Source organism: Foetidibacter luteolus (assembly GCF_009650435.1).
In the GTDB taxonomy this organism is placed as follows: Bacteria; Bacteroidota; Bacteroidia; order Chitinophagales; family Chitinophagaceae; genus Foetidibacter; species Foetidibacter luteolus.
In genome coordinates this window covers 1-20,788 of sequence record NZ_VVIP01000042.1, presented here as the reverse complement: position 1 = coordinate 20,788, position 20,788 = coordinate 1, and the positions used below count along the sequence as shown (strand labels likewise).

The 20,788-nt window shown below is 43.1% G+C and carries 11 protein-coding genes; 10 read left to right on the top strand and 1 reads right to left on the bottom strand.

The window, feature by feature from the left end; genetic code table 11:
- Positions 1-178: 178 nt before the first annotated feature.
- From F0364_RS12620 to F0364_RS12575, 10 genes are all read left to right on the top strand, one after another.
- Positions 179-3,229: a SusC/RagA family TonB-linked outer membrane protein gene (locus F0364_RS12620; protein ID WP_153798146.1), complete on the top strand. Its 3,051-nt coding sequence runs from the start codon at positions 179-181 to the stop codon at positions 3,227-3,229.
- Between the two features lie 18 nt (positions 3,230-3,247).
- Complete coding sequence (locus tag F0364_RS12615) at positions 3,248-4,843, top strand: RagB/SusD family nutrient uptake outer membrane protein (protein WP_153798145.1); 1,596 nt, start codon at positions 3,248-3,250, stop codon at positions 4,841-4,843.
- A 32-nt stretch (positions 4,844-4,875) separates the two neighbouring features.
- Positions 4,876-5,895 (top strand): LacI family DNA-binding transcriptional regulator, encoded by a 1,020-nt coding sequence (locus F0364_RS12610; RefSeq protein WP_235921075.1) that lies wholly within the window; start codon positions 4,876-4,878, stop codon positions 5,893-5,895.
- A 121-nt stretch (positions 5,896-6,016) separates the two neighbouring features.
- Positions 6,017-7,222: a DUF6786 family protein gene (locus F0364_RS12605; protein ID WP_235921074.1), complete on the top strand. Its 1,206-nt coding sequence runs from the start codon at positions 6,017-6,019 to the stop codon at positions 7,220-7,222.
- A gap of 243 nt (positions 7,223-7,465) precedes the next feature.
- Positions 7,466-9,244, top strand: a complete 1,779-nt coding sequence (locus F0364_RS12600; protein ID WP_153798142.1) for an L-fucose isomerase — start codon at positions 7,466-7,468, stop codon at positions 9,242-9,244.
- A gap of 44 nt (positions 9,245-9,288) precedes the next feature.
- Positions 9,289-10,632, top strand: a complete 1,344-nt coding sequence (gene fucP, locus F0364_RS12595) for an L-fucose:H+ symporter permease (RefSeq protein WP_153798141.1) — start codon at positions 9,289-9,291, stop codon at positions 10,630-10,632.
- 226 nt (positions 10,633-10,858) lie between these two features.
- Positions 10,859-13,978, top strand: a complete 3,120-nt coding sequence (locus F0364_RS12590) for a GH116 family glycosyl hydrolase (RefSeq protein ID WP_153798140.1) — start codon at positions 10,859-10,861, stop codon at positions 13,976-13,978.
- Positions 13,979-14,163: 185 nt separating this feature from the next.
- A complete protein-coding gene (locus F0364_RS12585) occupies positions 14,164-15,819 on the top strand; it encodes a ribulokinase (RefSeq protein WP_153798139.1) in 1,656 nt (551 codons plus the stop codon).
- Between the two features lie 199 nt (positions 15,820-16,018).
- The gene (locus tag F0364_RS12580) at positions 16,019-18,649 is read left to right on the top strand and encodes a GH116 family glycosyl hydrolase (protein ID WP_153798138.1); all 2,631 of its coding nucleotides are present in this window, start codon (positions 16,019-16,021) and stop codon (positions 18,647-18,649) included.
- A 182-nt stretch (positions 18,650-18,831) separates the two neighbouring features.
- Positions 18,832-19,611 carry an L-fucose dehydrogenase gene (locus F0364_RS12575; protein WP_153798137.1) on the top strand — a complete coding sequence of 260 codons (780 nt, stop codon included), beginning with the start codon at positions 18,832-18,834 and terminating at the stop codon, positions 19,609-19,611.
- Positions 19,612-19,983: 372 nt separating this feature from the next.
- Here F0364_RS12575 and F0364_RS12570 read toward each other — a convergent pair whose 3' ends face one another.
- Entirely contained in the window at positions 19,984-20,523 is a 540-nt protein-coding gene (locus F0364_RS12570; RefSeq protein ID WP_153798136.1) for a hypothetical protein, read from the bottom strand.
- Positions 20,524-20,788 lie beyond the last annotated feature (265 nt).

Here is a 20,788-nt window from a genome sequence, read left to right as displayed (position 1 = left end):
ATCATTTAGAAATGTAAAACACGCATGCCCCATCGCTAATAGCTGCCAGCCTTTTTCAGGCTTGTTGGTTCTAAAGAAATGAGCCATCCTCCCGCATGAATTATCGTTTTCACAATTGTCAGAATTCTCTCCTCGCAAAAGGTCAGCGATTTATTGCTTCCACTAAATAAAAATTGCCATGTATTTAAACTTGTCTTTAAACCAAAAGATACCCTCTGCTTCGGGCTATCTGAAAATTTTTGCGCCAGCGCTTAAAAATTTTTTACTACTGCTTTTCACTATTATTTTACCTGTTTTCATATTTGCACAAACAACTGTAACTGGAAAAATTACCGATGAAAATGCGGCTCCGCTGGCAGGCGTAAGTATCAGGGTTGCCGGGACGCAAACAGGAACCACCACTGATGCCAATGGGGCCTTTACTATAAAAGCCAATAAAGGCCAGGTGCTCGAGATTAGTTATGTTGGAAAAACTGAAGAAAGAATTACCGTTGGTGACAATACCTCGCTAACGATTACTCTAAAAGACTTGACTACGTCCGGCCTGGACCAGGTAGTGGTTGTGGGTTATGGAACGCAGGCGAAGAAAGATCTCACAGGTTCGGTGGGTGTAGTTTCCCAATCCAAGATGAGTAACCAGGCAACTGTAGGCATTGGACAGAACCTCCAGGGTAAACTGGCTGGCGTTCAGGTAACGCAAAATGATGGGACACCTTATGGGGGAACTTCTATCAGGATAAGGGGAGCCGGCTCATTTGGCGCATCAAGCGACCCGCTGGTAGTAATTGACGGGATAATTACCAATGACGGGTTATCCAATTTAAATCCCAATGATGTTGAAAATATAACTGTGCTTAAAGACGCTGCTTCATCTGCCATTTACGGTTCAAGAGGCGCTAACGGAGTGGTGATAGTAACAACAAAAAGGGGGAATTTTGAATCACCGATGAAGGTTGACCTTTCGAGTTTTGCCAGTGTTGACAAGATAAGGTATATGATACCCACCTTAACGGCCAAAGAGTATGCCGTGCAGGTAAATGACTACTATGGAGGTGCAAATCTGCCGAAGCCTTTTACACAGGCAGAAATAGATGCCTATGGGGAGGGAACTAACTGGGTGAAAGAGATTTCCCAGGCAGGGCTAAAACAGAACCACTCATTATCTATAAGCGGCGGAACTAAAAATAATATTTACGCACTGTCTGCAAACTACTACGCAGGAGACGGCGTGATAAAAAACACTGCCTTTAAGCGCGGTAATGTAAGGTTAAGTAACGATAACCGCATTTCCAACAGCCTTAAAGTAGGTGTTAACCTCAATGTAAACTACGGAGTATCAAGGAACAGCGATTGGGGCCAGGCAATTGACCGCGCCCTGATATTTCCTTCAACGCAACCTGTTTATGATGCCAATGGCGAATACAGCGCCGCGACACATAACGGTGAACCTGTGACAATGCTCAACCCATTAATACCGGTGAACTTGTGGACCTACAAACAGAACTGGAAAAAACTTCTTGGAACAACCTACCTGGAATGGAGCATCCTTAAGGATTTGAAGTTTAAAACATCTTTCAATGCAGAGTACTATTCCTGGAACCAGGATCAGTTCATCCCTTCTTACAGGCATGGGCCCGCTGGCCTGATAGGCGACCACCCCATTGCAGAATTATATGTAACGGGAAACGAGAACATCAACTATTCATTCGACAATATTCTTACCTATACAAAACAGTTTAATTCACACAGCATCACGGCTATGGCAGGTTATACCTTCCAAGAAACAAATGGTTCAAATATCGGCGCTTCAAGAAACAGTTTCCTGAATAATGACCCCAATATGCAGGTACTTGATGCAGGCAACAGTAATATCAGTAACAACGGTTCAAAGTATTCATGGGCGATACAATCCTATCTAGGCCGGATCAATTACGGGTTTAAAGATAAATACCTGTTAAGTGCAAGCTTACGCGTTGACCAGACTTCGCGTATTTCCAAAAACAACAGAACCGGTGTTTTTCCGGGAGCTTCGGCCGGATGGGTTGTTTCAAAAGAGAACTTTTTCGAAGACGTTACTTTCATCAGCAATTTAAAGCTTCGCGCCAGCTGGGGTATATTAGGTAACCAGGCCATAGGTGAATATCCTTACCAGACAACGCTCAATTCTACGGGGCTGTATTATCCATTCGGCTCTGGTGGCGAAGGTGTTACTTATACAGGCGTTGGCCCTACCAGTTTAGGCAATCCGAATATCCTCTGGGAAAAAACAACCACGTATGGTGCCGGTCTGGAAATTGCCTTCCTGCAAAACAAGTTGAATTTGATCGCTGACTTTTATAAGCGCAATACCTCAGACATATTGGTACAGGTTCCACTACTTTCTACATCCGGTGTTACTAATGCTCCTTACCAGAATGCGGGCAGGGTATCCAATACAGGCATTGAACTAACCCTGGGCTACAGCGATGCAATCGGCAAAGCCTTCAAATACGATGTAAGCGTTAACTGGACTTACAATAAGAACAGGGTTACAGGAGTTCCTTCTCCGATCATTAATAACTTTAGCCGGATACAGGAAGGATATTCTATCAATGAATGGTTCGGTTATATTCAGGAAGGAATTTTTCAAACCACAGATGAAATCTCCAAAGCGCCTACACAACCCAATGCTTCGCCGGGAGATATCAGGTTTAAAGACCTAGATAATAATGGCGTGATTGATGCCAACGACAGAACTTTTTTAGGGCCATCTGTAGCCCAAAATTCTTTCGGCGGCAGTATATCTCTCGGCTACAAAGGTTTCGATTTGGTTACAGCCTTTTATGGGCAGCTAGGTGCGTTGAGAAGTATTGACCAGGTTGGTTTTGCCATTACACGAGGCGGTGAACAAACTTCCGCCTGGATGTACAGGCAGAGATGGACTGGCCCCGGAACAAGTAATTATGTCCCCAGGGTGGTAGCAGGAGACCCTAACGATAATTACCGCCGCTCCACTTTCTGGCTTCGGTCTTCCGATTTTTTCAGGCTGCAGAACCTGCAAATAGGTTACGACTTCGTCGGGTTACTGAGTGGTTCAACAGCTAAAGTGATACATAAATTAAGATTCTATGTTGCTGCGCAAAACCTGTTCTGTATTAACTCCTACCCGGGCTGGGATCCAGAACAGAGCATCAACGGTGGATATCCAATCCCCAGGTCTTATTATGCCGGTGTCAACTTACAATTCTAAAAGAATAAAATACTTATCATGAACAAGACGATTTGCTTTTTTATATTGCTGCTTGCATTGGCTTCGTGCAGCAAAAAACTGGATAAAGCGCCATATGGCGTTGTGTCAACAGATAATTTCTATAAAACTGCATCTGACGCAGAAATGGCCGTAACAGCGGCTTACAAATCTTTTCAAACTTTAGACGGGCAAAATGGCTGGAATACGAGGGCTGGATATACACCGATGGGCGATATAACCGGACCCGATGTACAGGCTCACCCAGACCTGGTTGTGTATTACCAGATACAGCAGTCCATTATTTCGCCGAGCTCAGACCAGATATTGATGCTGTACCAGCGGTGTTATAGCGCGCTCTTGCTGGCTAATGTAGCTATAGAAAAGATTCCGGCAATAGAAATGGACGAAACCTTAAAGTCAAGGTTTATGGGCGAGCTTTATTTCATCCGCGGATTCTGGTTGTTCCGCCTGGGCTATATGTTTGGAACCGCGCCACTTGTTACCAGCCAGTTGGATATTGGAGAGTTAAATATTCCCAACTCTGTAAGACAGGGAGATTTTGAAGCCGGTAAAGCCTTGAACAATTATACTATAACAAAAAGTGAGCTTTTCGACCAGGCAGAAGCCGACTTTAAAATGGCCTTGGAACAGCAAATCGGAAACAGGAATACAGGCGATCTGATGGGAAGGGCAGATAAAGGTGCAGTTAAAGCGTATCTTGCCCAGATATATTTATATGAGCACCGTTGGAACGAGGCAAAGGCTTTATTGGAGGATATAATGTCTTACGGCTATGGGTTAATTCCGGATTACAATGGGCTCTTTGACGGTACCCACGATAACAGTAGCGAGGCTGTTTTTGAGGTACAGTATACTGCGCTCAACCAAAAAGGAACCGATAATTTCGGTACAGTGTTGAATGCACCTAATGGTGAAGGATATGTTGCCGGCGGTGGATGGGGTTGGACACGTCCGACACCGGATTTGGAGCGAGAGTATGAAGCGGGAGACCCTCGGTTAACGGCTTCTATTTTCCGTAAAAACAAAGATGATTTTTTCGGCCAGCTGTTTTTAGATAAAGTAAACGGGACCGGCCTCGGCATCAGGAAATGGTGTATAGCTAATGCGCCGAACAACAACGGGGTAACGGTTGACCAGGTTAGCTGGAACAATTCAGCAAATTATACACTGGTAAGGTATGCCGAAGTACTTTTATGGTATGCTGAAGTAATGAACGAATTAGGCGACCGTGCAACCGCTGCAGCTTATGTGAATATGGTAAGAAAACGTACGGGTACGACAACAGATCCCAACACCATTAACAGTAATGACAATAAAGAATTGGCGCCCATTTCCTCCACCTTGGACTATGAGAAGATGTTCTGGGCAATTGTGCATGAAAGACGTGTGGAACTGGCCTTTGAGGGGAAATTCGGGTGGGACCTGAGAAGATGGGGAATAGCTCAATCGTATCTTTCCAATGCTGCAAGATGGCAAAATGAAGTAACTCCCGGGTACTTTAAATACAAAAATGGTAAAGATGAAATTTTACCACTGCCGCAGATTGAAATTGACCGTGCAGGTGGTACATTGAAACAAAATTCCGGCTATTAAAACCGGCAGTTAAATGAAATAAAATTAGCCTGGTGGAAAAAAAGGTATCTCTCAAAGACGTGGCGAAGCATATTGGGGTTTCCGCGGCCCTGGTGTCCTATGTAATGAACGGCAAGGAAAAAGAAGCCCGGGTGGGTCTTGATATGGCAAAGAAGATTAAAGCGGCTGCAGCAGAACTGAACTATCAGCCCAATCTTATTGCCAAAAGTCTTAAGATGGGAACAACAAGAACCATCGGGTTAATTGTGGCTGACATTTCAAACCCTTTCTTTTCCAGCATTGCAAGAATTGTGGAAGATGAAGCAAAAAAGCAGGGTTATGTGGTAATATTCGGGAGCAGTGATGAAAATGCAGAAAAACAATCAGACCTGATTGACGTTTTTTCTACCAGGCTAGTTGATGCATTCATCATTGCTCCCGCAGCCAATACTGCACCGCAGATTCAAAACCTCATCAGCAGGGCTGTGCCTGTGGTGTTAATAGACCGTTTTTTTTCCTGGCTGAATGTCGATTGTGTGCATATTGATAACTATAATGCATCTGGAAAAGCAGTTGAGAGACTAATAAGGAATGGGCGTAAAAAGATTGGCATGCTGGCTTACGATACGGCACAGTCTCATATGGAAGAAAGAAAACTTGGCTATAAAGCTGCACTGAAGGAAGGAAATATCAGGTTTAAGAAAGAATGGCTGGTTGAAGCCAGTTACCAGCACATCAATGAAGAAGTGACAGAGAAATTACAACACTTGCTTAATCCTTTAACAATCGATGCATTGTTTTTCGCGACCAACTCTCTTGCTGTTGCGGGTTTAAAAGCTATCAATAAAATGGGCATAAAGGTTCCGGAGCAACTGGCTGTTATTTCCTTTGATGAAAGCGATGCATTCGATTTTTTCTACTCGCCTGTTACCTATGTAAGCCAGTCCCTTACAGATATTGGAAAGGAGGCTGTTAAACTTGTGTTGAACAGGCTGAATAACAAAATCAAAAAAAATAGTTCTGTTATTGTGGAAGCAAAACTTGTTGTTCGCGAAAGCTGCGGCAGCAGGTGATAATGCTTTTGCTGCAGTGAAAGGAAGAAAAACACAAAAATTGCTTAAACGGTTAAGCATACTAATTATGATTAAACTTCATACTGGCGGAAAATATTTTAATTCAATTATGGCAACAGTTATGGCTCTAACATCTTGCACAGGTAGCGGTTCACAGGAAGCATCCCGTCCGCCAGATACATCCTATCAGAAAGGCAGTTTTGGCTATGATCTTACTTTCTTGAAACAGTATGACAGCGTGATTGTGTTGAAATCTGATAATGAAAATTCCCAGATAATTGTATCGGCAAAATACCAGGGTAAAGTATTTACATCTACCACAGATGGCAATGATGGCTTTAGCTTTGGCTGGGTAAATTATAAAGCGTTTGATGGTCCATTGGATGCGCACATGAATGCGTATGGCGGTGAGAACCGCTTATGGCTGGGCCCTGAAGGTGGTCGTTTTTCTTTATACTTTAAGCCAGGCGATTCAATGGTTTTTAACAACTGGAAAACACCTGCTGCTTTTGATACGGAACCGTGGACTGTAACCGCACAATCCGGTAGTTCGGTTACGATGCAAAAAGATATGTCGCTGGTAAATTACCAAAACACGCCACTGCAAATAGCTGTAACAAGGGTAATTGATGTGTTGAGTGCTGGCGACATTAACAGGAACACCGGCCTTGCTTTGGACCCAGGTGTAAAAGTTGTGGGTTATCAAACCACCAATACATTAACTAATACGGGTAAAGCTGCATGGACGGAAACAACCGGTATGCCCTGCATCTGGATGCTGGATATGATGAAAAACACGCCATCAACAGTTGTAGTGGTGCCTTATAAAAATGCAAAGGGCGCCAGCTTTGAAGCCGTGGGTACCACCAATTATTTTGGTGAGATACCAGCAGACAGGTTACGGCATGATGATGATAAAGTATTCTTTAAAGCAGATGGAAAAAGCCGTGGCAAACTTGGCATTAAACCTACGTATACAAAGCCTGTTATCGGAAGTTATGATGCAGAAAACAAAATACTCACAATCGCCATGTTTGAGCCGGAAGCATCTGCAAAATATTTAAACCAGGAATGGGGTACAACAAAGCCTTCGTTTTCCGGTGATGCTGTAAATGCCTATAATGATGGCCCGCTGGAGGATGGTTCGCAAATGGGACCTTTCTATGAAATTGAAAGTGTGTCGCCTGCTGCTTTTTTAGCACCTGCCGCTTCGCTTGCACATAAACATGCGGTGTATCATTTTACCGGTGAAGAAAAAGCGCTTGACCTCATTAGTCGGCGATTACTCGGTGTTACTTTAAACGATATACAAAACGCATTTAAATAACGGCAATTGGTAACACACTTGCTTATCCATTGAGATATAGTCATGGTCATAACTATAATCGTTATTGCCAATTACTGAAAAATATTCAAAAGTACAAGCCTGCCTTTACAGCTTCGTGTTGCCCAGTTTAGTTCTAACAGTACAAGTGAGTGACACAACAGGTGATGATAGTAGTAATGCAGTTAAGGCCAAAATAAATTTCCGATTGTTATTATTCAACATTTACAACGCACAAACTTGACTATGAATAAAACAGATTATCCCAAAATCGGCATTCGCCCGATTATAGACGGCCGGTTAGGCGGCGTACGCGAATCGCTGGAAGAAACAACCATGAAGATGGCAGAAAATGTTGCAGCCTTGTATGCAAAGGAATTGCGTTATCCCGATGGTTCACCTGTGGAGAGCGTGATTGCTGATACCTGCATCGGCGGGGTACAGGAAGCCGTACAATGCGCAAAGAAATTTGAAGCAAATAATGTGGGTGTATCGCTGTCTGTGACCCCTTGCTGGTGTTACGGAAGCGAAACGATGGATATGAATCCTTTGCTGCCAAAAGCAATATGGGGCTTTAACGGAACAGAACGGCCTGGTGCTGTTTACCTGGCTGCAACACTTGCAGCACATAACCAGTTTGGTTTGCCGGCATTTGGCATTTACGGTCATGATGTACAGGATTTGGGTGATGAAAATATTCCGGATGATGTTAAAGAACGCTTGTTAAACTTTGCACAGGCAGGCCTTGCCGTGGCTATTATGCGGGGTAAGTCTTATCTGGCTATCGGCTCTGTCTCTATGGGTATTGCAGGTTCTATTGTGGTACCTGATTTCTTCCGTGATTATCTTGGTATGCGCAATGAATATGTTGACTCATCTGAAGTATTGCGCCGTATAGAAAAGAAAATTTATGATGAAGCTGAATTTGAAAAAGCGCTGGCCTGGGTAATAGAAAATTGCAAAGAAGGTGACGACCTGGCGAATGAACCGGCCAAACAATCATCACGCGATCAAAAAGATAAGGATTGGGAATTTGTAGTAAAAATGACCTTGATTATTCGTGACCTTATGCAAGGCAACCCACACCTGAAAGGCAAAGGGTTCGGTGAGGAAGCACTAGGCCACAATGCAATCGTATCAGGGTTCCAGGGGCAAAGGCAGTGGACAGACTTTTTGCCTAATGGCGATTTTTCTGAAGCCATTCTTAATTCATCATTCGACTGGAACGGCATACGTGCGCCGTACATGGTGGCAACAGAAAATGATTGCTTTAACGGCATAAGCATGTTGTTTGGTTACCTGCTTACCAACAGCGCACAAATATTCGCGGATGTGCGCACCTACTGGAGCCCTGAAGCAGTTGAACGTGTAACCGGATGGAAGCCGGATGCAGCTGCTGCCAACGGTTTTATACACCTTATCAACTCCGGATCTGCTACACTGGATGGCAGCGGGCAGCAATCAAAAGATGGCAACCCGGTAATGAAACCATTCTGGGATATTACGCAGACAGAAGTTGATGCGTGCCTGGAAGCAACAACATGGTACCCTGGTAATAAGGGTTATTTCAGAGGTGGCGGTTATTCTTCAAAATTTGTAACCAAAGGTGGTATGCCGGTGACTATGTGCCGCATCAATCATGTGAGAGGCCTGGGCCCGGTTTTGCAGATTGCTGAAGGAGAAACGATTGATATACCTCAGCATGTACACGATACTTTGGATAAACGTACAGATGTGACCTGGCCAACAACATGGTTTGTGCCGCGCATTAATGGCAAAGGTGCATTTACAGATATATACAACGTAATGGCGCATTGGGGCTCTAATCATGGCTCTATTAGCTATGGGCATATAGGAGACAAACTTATTACACTTGCTTCCATGTTGCGTATTCCTGTATGCATGCACAATATTGAAGAAGAAAGAATCTTCAGGCCATCTGCCTGGAATGCGTTTGGTTCCGATACCGAAGGTGCTGATTACCGCGCCTGCGGCAACTACGGTTCTTTATACGGACTTTCTTAAGAGACAAGCACCTTTTACAGCCAACAACTTTTCAAAAATTTGTCATGAAGAAAAGAATAAAACTCACACGGCTTCCTGATGGCAGGAGTTTTCTGTTTCCCTTTGCGCTTATATCCAGTTTGTTTTTAATGTGGGGTTTTGCGCATGGTTTGCTTGATGTGCTTGATAAGCATTTCCAGGACGTTCTGCATGTAACCAAAGCACAGTCAGGGTTTGTACAATTCTCTTTATACATTGGTTACCTGGTGATGGCTGTTCCCGCTGGCTTTATCATTAAAAAGTATGGTTATAAAGCAGGTATCATTGTGGGCCTGGCATTATTTGCTTTGGGAGCATTTATGTTTTACCCCGTGGCAAAGCTTGAATCGTTTGCGCCGTTTCTTTTGGCACTGTTTGTTATTGCCTGTGGTCTTGCCTGCCTGGAGACCTCTGCCAATCCTTATTCCACGGTCTTGGGGCCGAAAGAGTATGCGGCAAGGCGCATCAACATTTCACAATCTTTTAATGGTTTGGGATGGATATTGGGCCCGCTGATGGGCGGCCTTTTTATATTCGGTGCAAGCGATGATGGAACTGCGGACAAGTTTGCTTCCATGGTTAAACCATACATGATTATTGGTAGCATTGTTGTTGCGCTGGCATTGGTTTTTCTATTCATTAAGCTTCCCGAGATTGAGCCGGAGAGCACCACTGAAAAAGAAAGCGACCCACCCATGAACCATCTCTTAAAACATCCGGCATTTATCATCGCTGTTGTTGCAGAGTTCTTGTATGTGGCCGCTCAAACAGGTGTAAATTCTTTCTTCATCAACTACGTTACAGAAGCGGTTCCAGACCTGCAGGCACCTGTTGCTGGCATCATGCAGCATCTCGGTATGTTCGGCGAAGTGTTTATGCCTAAAAACCCGGAGCAGGCAGCGTCTTTAATACTTGCCATCGGTGGTATGGGCTTGTTCTGGATTGGCCGTTTATCAGGTTCTTATTTTATGAAGTATGTTGCCCCGCAACGTTTGTTAATGCTGTATGGGGCGGCAAATACAATATTGGTTTTGCTGGTTATTTTGGGTTTGGGGTGGACTTCTGTTGTATCTCTTTTTTGCACCTACTTTTTTATGAGCATCATGTTCCCAACCATATTTGCACTCGGTTTAAAAGACCTTGGGCCGCTTACAAAAAAAGGTGCTTCCTTTCTTGTAATGGCCGTTGCGGGCGGCGCTTTTTGCCCGCCGGTTATGGGTTTGATTGGTGACAATTTTGGAATGCCCATTGCCTTTATCATTCCTTGCTTATGTTTTGCTTTTATTGCATGGTATGGTGTTAAACGGAGCAGCAAAGCAGAACTGCAGGCAGCTAAAAACAATGATGTCGTATTGCAATATCATCATTAGCCGGCGCATGTTAGGTCCGCCTGTCCTTTGGATACGGTAGGGAGAGGTGAGAATATAATGATATTGGCCTAAGCCGTACTGCTACTATCATCGCCTGTTGTGTCACTCACTTGTGCTGTTGAATATGTTTCAGCATAGTGAGCCAGGTTCTGTTTTATCGGTCATCTTAAAATGACGGAAATTAATACTGGTTAAAATTCCTGATTAACATATTAAATTTTTCTAGATGAAGAAATGTTTTTTTGTAATTAGTGCGCTTGTAAATGCGCTCATCGTATTGGCCCAGTCTCTTGATCCATCGCACAATGTGCCTGAAAACAAGAACCTTCCTGCCTCATGGCAGGCTTCATTGTATAGCAACGAGAAGAAAATATTTAAAGGCGATGAACTGCTTACCATCGGTATGCCGTGCGGCGGAATAGCAGCAGGCCAGTTATATGTAAGAGGTGATGGCACATTGGCTAACTGGTGGATTTATAACAATGCTTACAATACGGGTTATGGCATTGATTCGCTCACCCAATTCAATACTGCGCTTGGACCATGGACTGTCTGTTATAAAACCTTCGAGCCCAAGGGTTATATAGACCAGGGTTTTAATATAAAAATTACACAGGATGGTAAAACAATATCCGCCAATCTCAGTAAAGCTGATTTTGATGATATAGCCTTTACCGGCGAATACCCAATTGCCGCTATCAGCTACAACTCAAAAACAAAGAAGCTGCCCGTAGCTATAACATCAGAGGTGTATTCTCCTTTCATCCCAATGAATGCAAGGGAATCTGCAACGCCTGGAACAATTTTAAAGTATACCGTTAAAAACACTTCTACAAAACCTCTACAGGTAAACCTTTCAGGCTGGTTGCAAAATTTTGTTTGCCTGGACATAGCAGGCGAGATTACTGCCAATCGCCGCAATAAAATTGTACGGAACAAGGGCATTACTTCATTGGTAATGGATCTTACTCCATCCGAGAAAATCAGTTCAGAAAAAAAGCCAACAATAAAAATATTTGATGATTTTGAAAACAGCTACAGGAAGTGGAAAGTTACCGGTAATGCATTTGGTAACAACCCGGCCACGGGCACCTTTGCCAACCAGACTACCTTATTGGGATTTGGCGGTACCGGCGTTGTTAACTCTTATTTGGATGGAGATGAATCAACCGGCAAAATGATTTCTGATAAATTTACGCTGAATGATGATTTCATTGTTTTCAAAATCGCCGGCGGCAGGCATTCAAAAACAACTGCACTTAATCTTGTTATAGATAACAACATTGTAAGAACCGCTACAGGGTTTAATTCCGAAACGTTTGAAAACAAATATTGGGACGTAAGAGAGTTGAAAGGTAAAACAGCTCACTTTGAAATTATTGACGAAGAAAAAGGCGGCTGGGGACATATCAATGTAGATGATATCAGCTTTAGCGATATGCCGGTAGTAAAAGAGAAATATTACCCGCACAATCATCCATATTTTGGTAATGTGTCATTAAGTATTTTGTCAAAAAACGCATTCGGTGATGCGGCATACAGCGGTGTGGATGATAATAAAACAACTGACGCAGCATATACATCTGCCATTGATAAACTAAACGGCAGCGTGGGCGAATCATTCAGTTTAAAACCCGGCGAAACCAGGGAAATCAGCTTTCTGCTTACTTGGTATTTCCCCAATCGTCCGTCCTATTATCACGGTAGCGACGTAACTGAAATTCTGTCCAACGACTGGAACCAGGCACTGCCAACAGATGGCGCAACCATCATCGGCAACATGTACAGCAATTGGTTCGGCAATTCGCAGGATGTGGCGTTATACCTGCAGAAAAATTATGACCGTTTATCAAAGCAAACGCATCTTTTTCATGATACTTATTACAACAATACAACGATCCCTTATTGGTTAAACCAACGGTTGCTTATGCCTCTGTCAACGCTGGCAACAGAAACCTGCCAGTGGTGGGCAAATGATAAGTTTTGGGCATGGGAAGGCGTAGGCTCCTGCGTTGGAACCTGCACGCATGTTTGGAATTATGAGCAAGCCCTGGCGCACTTCTTCCCCGAACTTGAACGCAACATAAGGGAGCGTACCGACTTCGACCTTTCCTTTCAGAAAGATGGCAGCATACTGGCACGCAATGGCTGGGGTGGCGTGTTGATTGATGGCCATGCCGGCGCTATTTTAAAGGCTTATCGCGAACATCTCAATTCCAAAAATGAATTGTTTCTTACACGTAACTGGGACAGGATTAAACGTGCTACTGAATTTCTGATAAATGAAGATGGCAATGAAGATGGGTTGATAGAAAAGGTGCAGGCCAACACATACGATATTGCTTTTTACGGTGCCAATACCTACGTAGGTTCATTGTACCTGGCTGCATTAAAAGCAGCCTCGGCAATGGCTACTATTATGAACGATACGGAATTTGCTCAGCGATGCGCAAAGATTGATAGTGCAGGCGAGGCCAATACTGTAAAGAGGTTATGGAACGGAGAGTTTTTTGTACAGAATGTTGACCTGAAAGAGCACCCCGAATTTCAATACAAGGATGGTTGTTTAAGCGACCAGCTATTCGGGCAAACATGGAATCACTTAAACAACCTCGGTCATATTTATCCCAGTGACAAAGTGAAACAAACACTGCAATCAATATGGAAATATAACTGGGCGCCGGATGTTGCTACACAAAATAAAGTACATCCGCCTGAAAGGACGTATGCAAGTTTTGGTGAGCCCGGTTTGCTTGTGTGCACCTGGCCCAAAAGTGAGCATATGGGCGAGAAAGGTGTGCGTTACCGCGATGAAGTTTGGACTGGCATCGAATACCAGGTTGCCACTAATATGATTTATGATGGAATGACCGATGAAGGCTTGTCAATCGTTAAAGCGGTTGATGAACGTTACAGCCCCAAAAAGCACAATCCATGGAATGAAATTGAGTGTGGCGACCATTATGCAAGGGCTATGGCTTCATGGGGTGTTATGTTGGCTTTACAGAATTATTATTATAATGGCCCGCAAGGCATAATCAGTTTTAATCCAAAGATTGAACCAAAAAATTTCAAGGGATTTTTTACTACGGCAGAGGCCTGGGGAAATATCAGGCAATCCCTGCAAGGCAACCAGCAAAAAAATTCAATAGCAGTAAAATATGGCAGCCTTTCACTTCGCCAGTTGCAATTGCAAAGCGATAAAAAACCGGTAAGCGTTCAGCTGTTGTTAAATAATGAACCAATAAAAACTAAATATGCATATAACAATAACACTTCATCAATTTCCTGTGAAGAAATGTTATTGAAAGAAAATGATATTGTTGATGTAGTAATGGTTTTTTAAAATACAACAGTTATAGGACTGGGACTGGAATGTATTGCTGCTATGGTCGCCTGTTGAGCAATCCTGCGTGGCGAAGCAGCAAAATTGGAACACTTGTACGTCAACAAGTATGTGGGCATGCGCGGCAGGCTTAGTACCAGCAGGCTTTTAAAAATGGTAGAATTCCCTGGAACAAAAAATATGAAATGGAAAAAGCTTATGTCATAGGTGTTGACTACGGAACAGATTCTGTAAGGGCCATTGTTGTTGATGCATATAATGGTAATGAAATGGCCGCATCAACATTTGAATACCCAAGATGGAAAAAACAATTGTATTGCAATGCAGAGACGAATGTATTTCGACAGCATCCGTTGGATTATATCGAAGGCCTGCAGTTCACCATAAAAGATTGTTTGCAAAAAACTGGTGATGAAGTGCGCCATCATATCAAAGCTATCTCTATCGACACAACAGGCTCATCACCCATTGCTGTTGATGAAACAGGAACACCATTGGCCTTAAGCGAGCAATTTGCTCATGATCCTGATGCGATGTTTGTTTTATGGAAAGACCATTCATCTGCTCAGGAAGCAGAAGAGATAAACCAACACGCAAAAAACTTTGAAATCAATTATCTGAAATATGTAGGTGGAATTTATTCATCAGAATGGTATTGGAGCAAGTTATTGCATGTATTAAGAAACAACCGGCAAGTGAAAGAAGCTTGTCACGGTTGGGTGGAGCATGCTGACTGGATGCCTTTTTTATTAACCGGCGGAAAGCATATAAGCGAGCTGAAACGCGGCATTTGCACAGCGGGTCATAAAGGTTTATGGGCAGAGGAGTGGAATGGTTTTCCACCGGAAGATTTTTTTGTTTCGCTGGATGGAGTACTATCCGGTTTTGTTTCCATGCTTCCTTCGATAGCCTATACGGCAGACAAAGCAGCAGGCAATCTATCGCAGGAGTGGGCGGGTAAATTAGGGTTATCCACAACAGTGTTAATTGGCATCGGTGCGATGGATGCTCATATGGGTGCCGTTGGTGGGCAGGTGGAGCCCTATTATTTAAGCAAAGTAATGGGTACTTCAACCTGCGATATGCTGGTAGCGCCAATTAAGGAAATGCAGGGAAAATATGTGCAAGGCATTTGTGGCCTGGTAAATGGCTCCGTCATTCCAGGTATGATAGGTATGGAAGCCGGGCAGTCTGCCTTTGGCGATGTATATGCATGGTTAAGAAATGTGGTAGCCTGGCCATTGGAAAATATCGCTCCTGGATTGGTGGATGAACAGACCATTAAAAATATCGTTAACCGTATCATTCCCGAATTAAGTAAGCAGGCCGCTGCCACTCCCCTGCATGAAAAGGATGAATTGAGTGTAGATTGGTTTAATGGTCGCCGGACGCCTGATGCCAATGCGCTATTAAAGGCTTCTATAACTGGTCTTGACTTGGGTACAGATGCAGTAAAAATATTCCGTTCACTGGCAGAAGCAACCTGTTTTGGTGCCAGGGCAATCGTTGAATGTTTTACCAGCCAGCACATTGCTGTAAAGGGGTTGATTGGTATTGGAGGTGTTGCAAGAAAATCACCCTTTATCATGCAGATGATGGCTGATGTAATGAACATGTCTATCAGAATAAATAAATCAGAACAAACCTGCGCATTGGGTGCGGCCATGTTTGCTGCAACAATTGCAGGCATTTACAACAAAGTAGAAGAGGCTATGCAGGTAATGGGCCAGGGGTTTGATACGGAATATTATCCTGATAAAAGCAAAGTTGAGATATACCGGCAACGATACAGCATGTACCTGGAACTGGGTGTCCATATTGAAAGTAAGATAGCTAAATAGTAACGATTTATAACTGATGATATAAGCTGATACCGTTAAAAACCTGGTGCAATATACTCACATATTTGTTGCTGGATAAGTGTTGAATCTTGCTGCTTCGCAACGCAAGACTGCTCTTCAGGCCATGAAAGTGGTAATGCAGTTAAGCCCTTACATAAAATTTGTATTCTTTTTGTTTTAAAACATAAAATCGTTTGATATGAATAAACCACAAAAGCGAAGATCTTTTTTAAAGTCAGTTGTATTAGGTGGTTCCGGCATAGCCATAGGACCGACGATATTAAAGGCAGGTACGCCTGCACATACAATTAATGCAGAAAAAAACATTGAAAAAAATGCGGGTGTACCGAAGAGCAAATATAACGCCCCTTATACTGGTGAATATCTAAGCCGTGTTGCATTTCCGATTGGTGGTTTGGGTGCCGGTATGTATTGCCTGGAAGGTGGCGGTGCAATATCGCACATGAGTGTACGTAACAGGCCGGAGATATTTAATGAACCAACCATATTTGCTGCTATTGCAGTTAAAGGTGTTACAAACGGGGTGAAGGTGTTGGAAGGGCAGGTGGCGGACTGGAAGATGTTTGGTCAGAAAGGAACCGGGAATGGGGCAGCGGGAACTACATTTGGTTTGCCGCGTTTCATGAAAGCTACCTTTGTGACACGCTTTCCGTTTGCGACTATCCGCTTAGAAGATGATGATATACCATTACAGGTAGCTATCAAAGGATGGAGTCCTTTTATACCCACAGATGAAGATAACAGCAGCCTTCCTTTGGGTGCACTGGAATATACTTTTACCAATCAAACCACACGAAGTATTGAAGCGATTTTTTCTTTCAATACGAAAAATTTTATGGTGAATACAGATGGCTCTGTGAACAAAATTACAGCTACAAAAAATGGCTTTATTCTGAAGCAGGAAGCGCTAACAGATAAACCTGAGGCCGAAGGCAATTTCGCGGTGTTTACAAATGATGATAAAACGATCGTGGATCACTGCTGGTTCCGCGGTGGCTGGTGGGACCCCCTGACCATGGCATGGAATACAGTGCGTGAAATGAAAGTAAAAGCATCAGAACCTGTGGAGAAAAATGCGCCGGGCGCATCGCTGTTTGTTCCATTCACATTGGCATCAGGCGCCACAAAAACGATACGGCTGATGACGGCGTGGTATATTCCTGAAAGTAATATTCATATCGGCGATTTGGCAGTGGATGAAAAGAAAGACTGCAATCCCGGGAGTGGTTGTTGCAACGCGCCGGCAGATTTAGGCGTTGAAATTGGAAATAAAAGTTCATCCCCCAATTATAAACCATGGTATAGCAGCCGTTTTTCAAACGTAAATGAGGTGGCAGATTACTGGCGAAAAAATTATGATGAACTACAGGCGAAAAGCAAGTTGTTTGCAGATACATTTTATGATTCAACATTGCCGCCTGAAGTTATTGAAGCCGTTGCAGCAAACCTTACGATATTAAAATCGCCAACATCATTACGCCAATATGATGGCAGGTTTTGGGCATGGGAAGGCTGCGGTGATGAAGGTGGTTGCTGTCACGGTTCATGTACGCATGTATGGAACTATGCGCAGGCAATGCCGCATCTTTTTCCAACACTGGAAAGAACGTTGCGCAATACAGAGTTTTGTGAAAATCAGAATAAAGCAGGCCACCAGGCTTTCAGGGCCAATATGCCCATCAGTCCTCTGAAACACGATTTTCACGCAGCATCTGACGGCCAGTTGGGTGGTATTATGAAAGTATACAGGGAATGGCGTATCAGTGGCGATAAGGAGTGGTTGCGAAAAATTTATCCTATGGTTGCAACAAGTATGGACTACTGTATAGCTACATGGGATCCTAAAGGCAAAGGCGTAGTGGAGGAGCCTCATCATAACACATACGACATTGAATTCTGGGGCCCTAATGGAATGATTACTTCGTTTTATTTAGGTGCATTAACAGCTATCAGTTTAATGGGCAAGTACCTAAATAAAGATGTAAGTAAATACGAAAACCTTTATAGAAAAGGAAAGGTGCAACTTGAAACAAATCTTTATGATGGTGAATATTTTTTTCAGAAAATCGAATACCAAAACCTGGAAGCGGAAAACCCCGCAAAAGCTAAATCCTTTGGCGGCGAATACTCTGCTGAAGCTGTGGAAATACTGAAGCAAGAAGGGCCAAAATACCAATATGGAAAAGGCTGCTTAAGTGATGGGATCCTGGGCGCATGGATTGGCAGCATGTGTGCTTTGCCACCTTTTGTTGACGATGAAAAAGTACGCAGTCATCTGCTTGCTGTACATAAATACAACTTAAAAACGACGTTGCTTGAGCATGCCAACCCTCAGAGGCCGGCTTATGCGTTGGGTAATGAAGGCGGGCTTTTATTATGTACCTGGCCAAAGGGCGGAAAACTTTCCTTGCCATTTGTGTATAGCGACGAAGTGTGGACAGGCATCGAATACCAGGTAGCGGCTCACCTTATGGAAATGGGACATGTGCAGGAAGGTTTGGAAATTGTAAGATTATGCCGTAACCGTTATGATGGCACTGTTCGCAACCCTTTTAATGAGTATGAGTGCGGACATTGGTATGCACGTGCTATGAGCAGCTATGGCATGTTGCAGGCGATGACAGGAGTTCGTTACGATGCGGTTGACAAAGCTTTGCATATCAAGTCAAAAATTGGTGACTTTACAACTTTTATCTCTACCGCCAAAGGCTTCGGAACGATAACTTTAAAGGCTGGGAAGCCTTTTGTAAAAGTAGTATATGGTAAAATTGATATCAGTAAAACTTTTATTAATGATAAAGAGGTTTGATGCGCAGGGATAAATTTCGTTTTTCATTCCGAGGCTTCCAACCCCCTTACAAACACTTATGCTATGTAAAGTTTGGTAAAAAATGAAGAACATCTGATAAAAAAAGCGTTAGTAGTTGTCGCATGAGCTCAACGACAATATTTTATATTTATACCTTATTAATATAACGATAAATTGCCATTATGGATTTAAAACTGAAAGATAAAGTTATCGTCGTAACCGGCGGAGCAAGAGGAATCGGAGAAAGCATTGTGAGAAAGCTTGCCGAAGAAGATGCTATCCCATGTATTATAGATGTAAATGAACCCCTGGCCAACCAAGTCTGTGCCAGTTTGATCAGAATCAACAAAAAATGCTTTTTTGCCGGTGCAGACCTGACAGATGCCGTGCAATGCAGGCAGGCTATTGAGAAAATTATTTCCAGGTATCAAAAAATTGACGGACTGGTAAATAATGCGGGCCTGAATGATGGGATTGGCCTTGAAGAAGGCAGTTATGATAGATTTATACATTCTTTAAAATTAAATGCAGTACACTATTACCTAATTACAGAGCTTGTCCAGTCATTTCTTAAACTCAGCAAAGGATCAATTGTAAATATTTGTTCGAAGGTTGCAGAAACGGGCCAGGGTGATACTTCCGGGTATGCAGCCGCCAATGGCATGAGACTGGAGATGAGTACTGTAGAAGCTAGGGAGGTGATAGCTGCCGGTGTTCGTGTGAATGCGGTAGTTGTTGCAGAATGTGCGACACCTCAATATGAATGGTGGCTGAATACTTTAACAGACCCCGAAGGACAACTCCGGAAGATAAATGCAAAAATCCCGCTTTATAACAGAAGGACTTCTCCTGATGAAATAGCGGAGACGACTGTTTTTTTGCTCTCGGAAAAATCAAGTGGTATTAACGGGGAGTTTTTCCACGTGGATGGCGGTTATGTCCATCTTGACCGAAGCATTTAAATGTTGTACACTATATGCGCTTGTTGTTCTTTTTGATATACTTTATCCCACTAACCGGATTAATTGATCTGCCCCGACCTCTACATCCATTCGAAAAGGTCTATAGGCGAAATATACACTGCCGGATCATAGATGAACTTAAGAAGCCGGGACGGAACCTAAGAGAGCCTGTTTGGAGATAACTACAATAATCTTTTACGTGATGTTAGTTTACCAATGTAAAATCGTAATGTTTGGTGGTCAGTAAACTCAAGCACGGGCGATTTAAAGGGTGTTGCGTCTTTTTGCATATCCTACTTGACATAGATGGTTGTGAAAGAGCTGAATATTAATTATCATATAAAAAATCACGCCACTTTTATATTAAAATCGTCAATTTCGAAAGGCTAAAATCTGGTTGACCTCTGTTAATAACCCATTAGCAGTCACATCATCCATTCCGCCTGCCAGTTGGGTGGCTTTACCGCCGACCTCGACATCTACCGAATAACTGATTTGTTCCAGCATATTGCGGATATCATGGCCTATTCCCACACCGGTGGGAACTGTTTGACCTGTGAGATGCAGCCGTGGGGTTTTATCATAGGCATTTTTGATAATCACCCGGTGGATATTCTCTCTTACCAGTTTTTGGCCATTAACTTCAATGTAACCGGGATAAACACTAAAGGAACTGGGATGGCGATGGTTTTTCTTGCGCATATCCATTCTGAGGAAACACCAGGCAGCTATACCAATGAATGCGATAACAGAAAGGACGGAACTGACAGCGGAAAGTATCAGTGCGCCGAGGAAGGCGAGTAAAAGGATAAAAAATATCCCCGCACAACCACCGATCACTTTGGGTGCAGGTGTAACGTAAAATGTGTAGCCGTTATCTTTTGGAGTTTTTGTGTATTCCGCTGTTTTCATTTGTCTTAAATTTTATTACTGGTGATAAAGCTATTGTCCATGTTTCTTAATCAAGGGATGGAAACAAATCTGACAGGATGAATTACAGGTAAAAGAAAAAATATTTTCCATAATAAAGTCCTTACGTTTATTGTTCGCCTGTAGTGATTGATTATATGCTGTGGCCAGGTAAAAAAAGCTAAAGCGTGGATTAAACTGCATCGCAGCAAACAGCGACCCAACCGCAGGTTACCATCCGGCATGAAGCGTTTTTCTTTTTGCTACT

Bases quoted from the DNA above. Each gene is read 5' to 3' on its own strand.
- F0364_RS12615 (WP_153798145.1), top strand. From the start codon at position 3,248: ATGAACAAGACGATTTGCTTTTTTATATTGCTGCTTGCATTGGCTTCG.
- F0364_RS12570 (WP_153798136.1), bottom strand. From the start codon at position 20,523: ATGAAAACAGCGGAATACACAAAAACTCCAAAAGATAACGGCTACACA.
- F0364_RS12575 (WP_153798137.1), top strand. From the start codon at position 18,832: ATGGATTTAAAACTGAAAGATAAAGTTATCGTCGTAACCGGCGGAGCA.
- fucP (WP_153798141.1), top strand. From the start codon at position 9,289: ATGAAGAAAAGAATAAAACTCACACGGCTTCCTGATGGCAGGAGTTTT.
- F0364_RS12600 (WP_153798142.1), top strand. From the start codon at position 7,466: ATGAATAAAACAGATTATCCCAAAATCGGCATTCGCCCGATTATAGAC.
- F0364_RS12580 (WP_153798138.1), top strand. From the start codon at position 16,019: ATGAATAAACCACAAAAGCGAAGATCTTTTTTAAAGTCAGTTGTATTA.
- F0364_RS12585 (WP_153798139.1), top strand. From the start codon at position 14,164: ATGGAAAAAGCTTATGTCATAGGTGTTGACTACGGAACAGATTCTGTA.
- F0364_RS12620 (WP_153798146.1), top strand. From the start codon at position 179: ATGTATTTAAACTTGTCTTTAAACCAAAAGATACCCTCTGCTTCGGGC.
- F0364_RS12605 (WP_235921074.1), top strand. From the start codon at position 6,017: ATGGCTCTAACATCTTGCACAGGTAGCGGTTCACAGGAAGCATCCCGT.
- F0364_RS12590 (WP_153798140.1), top strand. From the start codon at position 10,859: ATGAAGAAATGTTTTTTTGTAATTAGTGCGCTTGTAAATGCGCTCATC.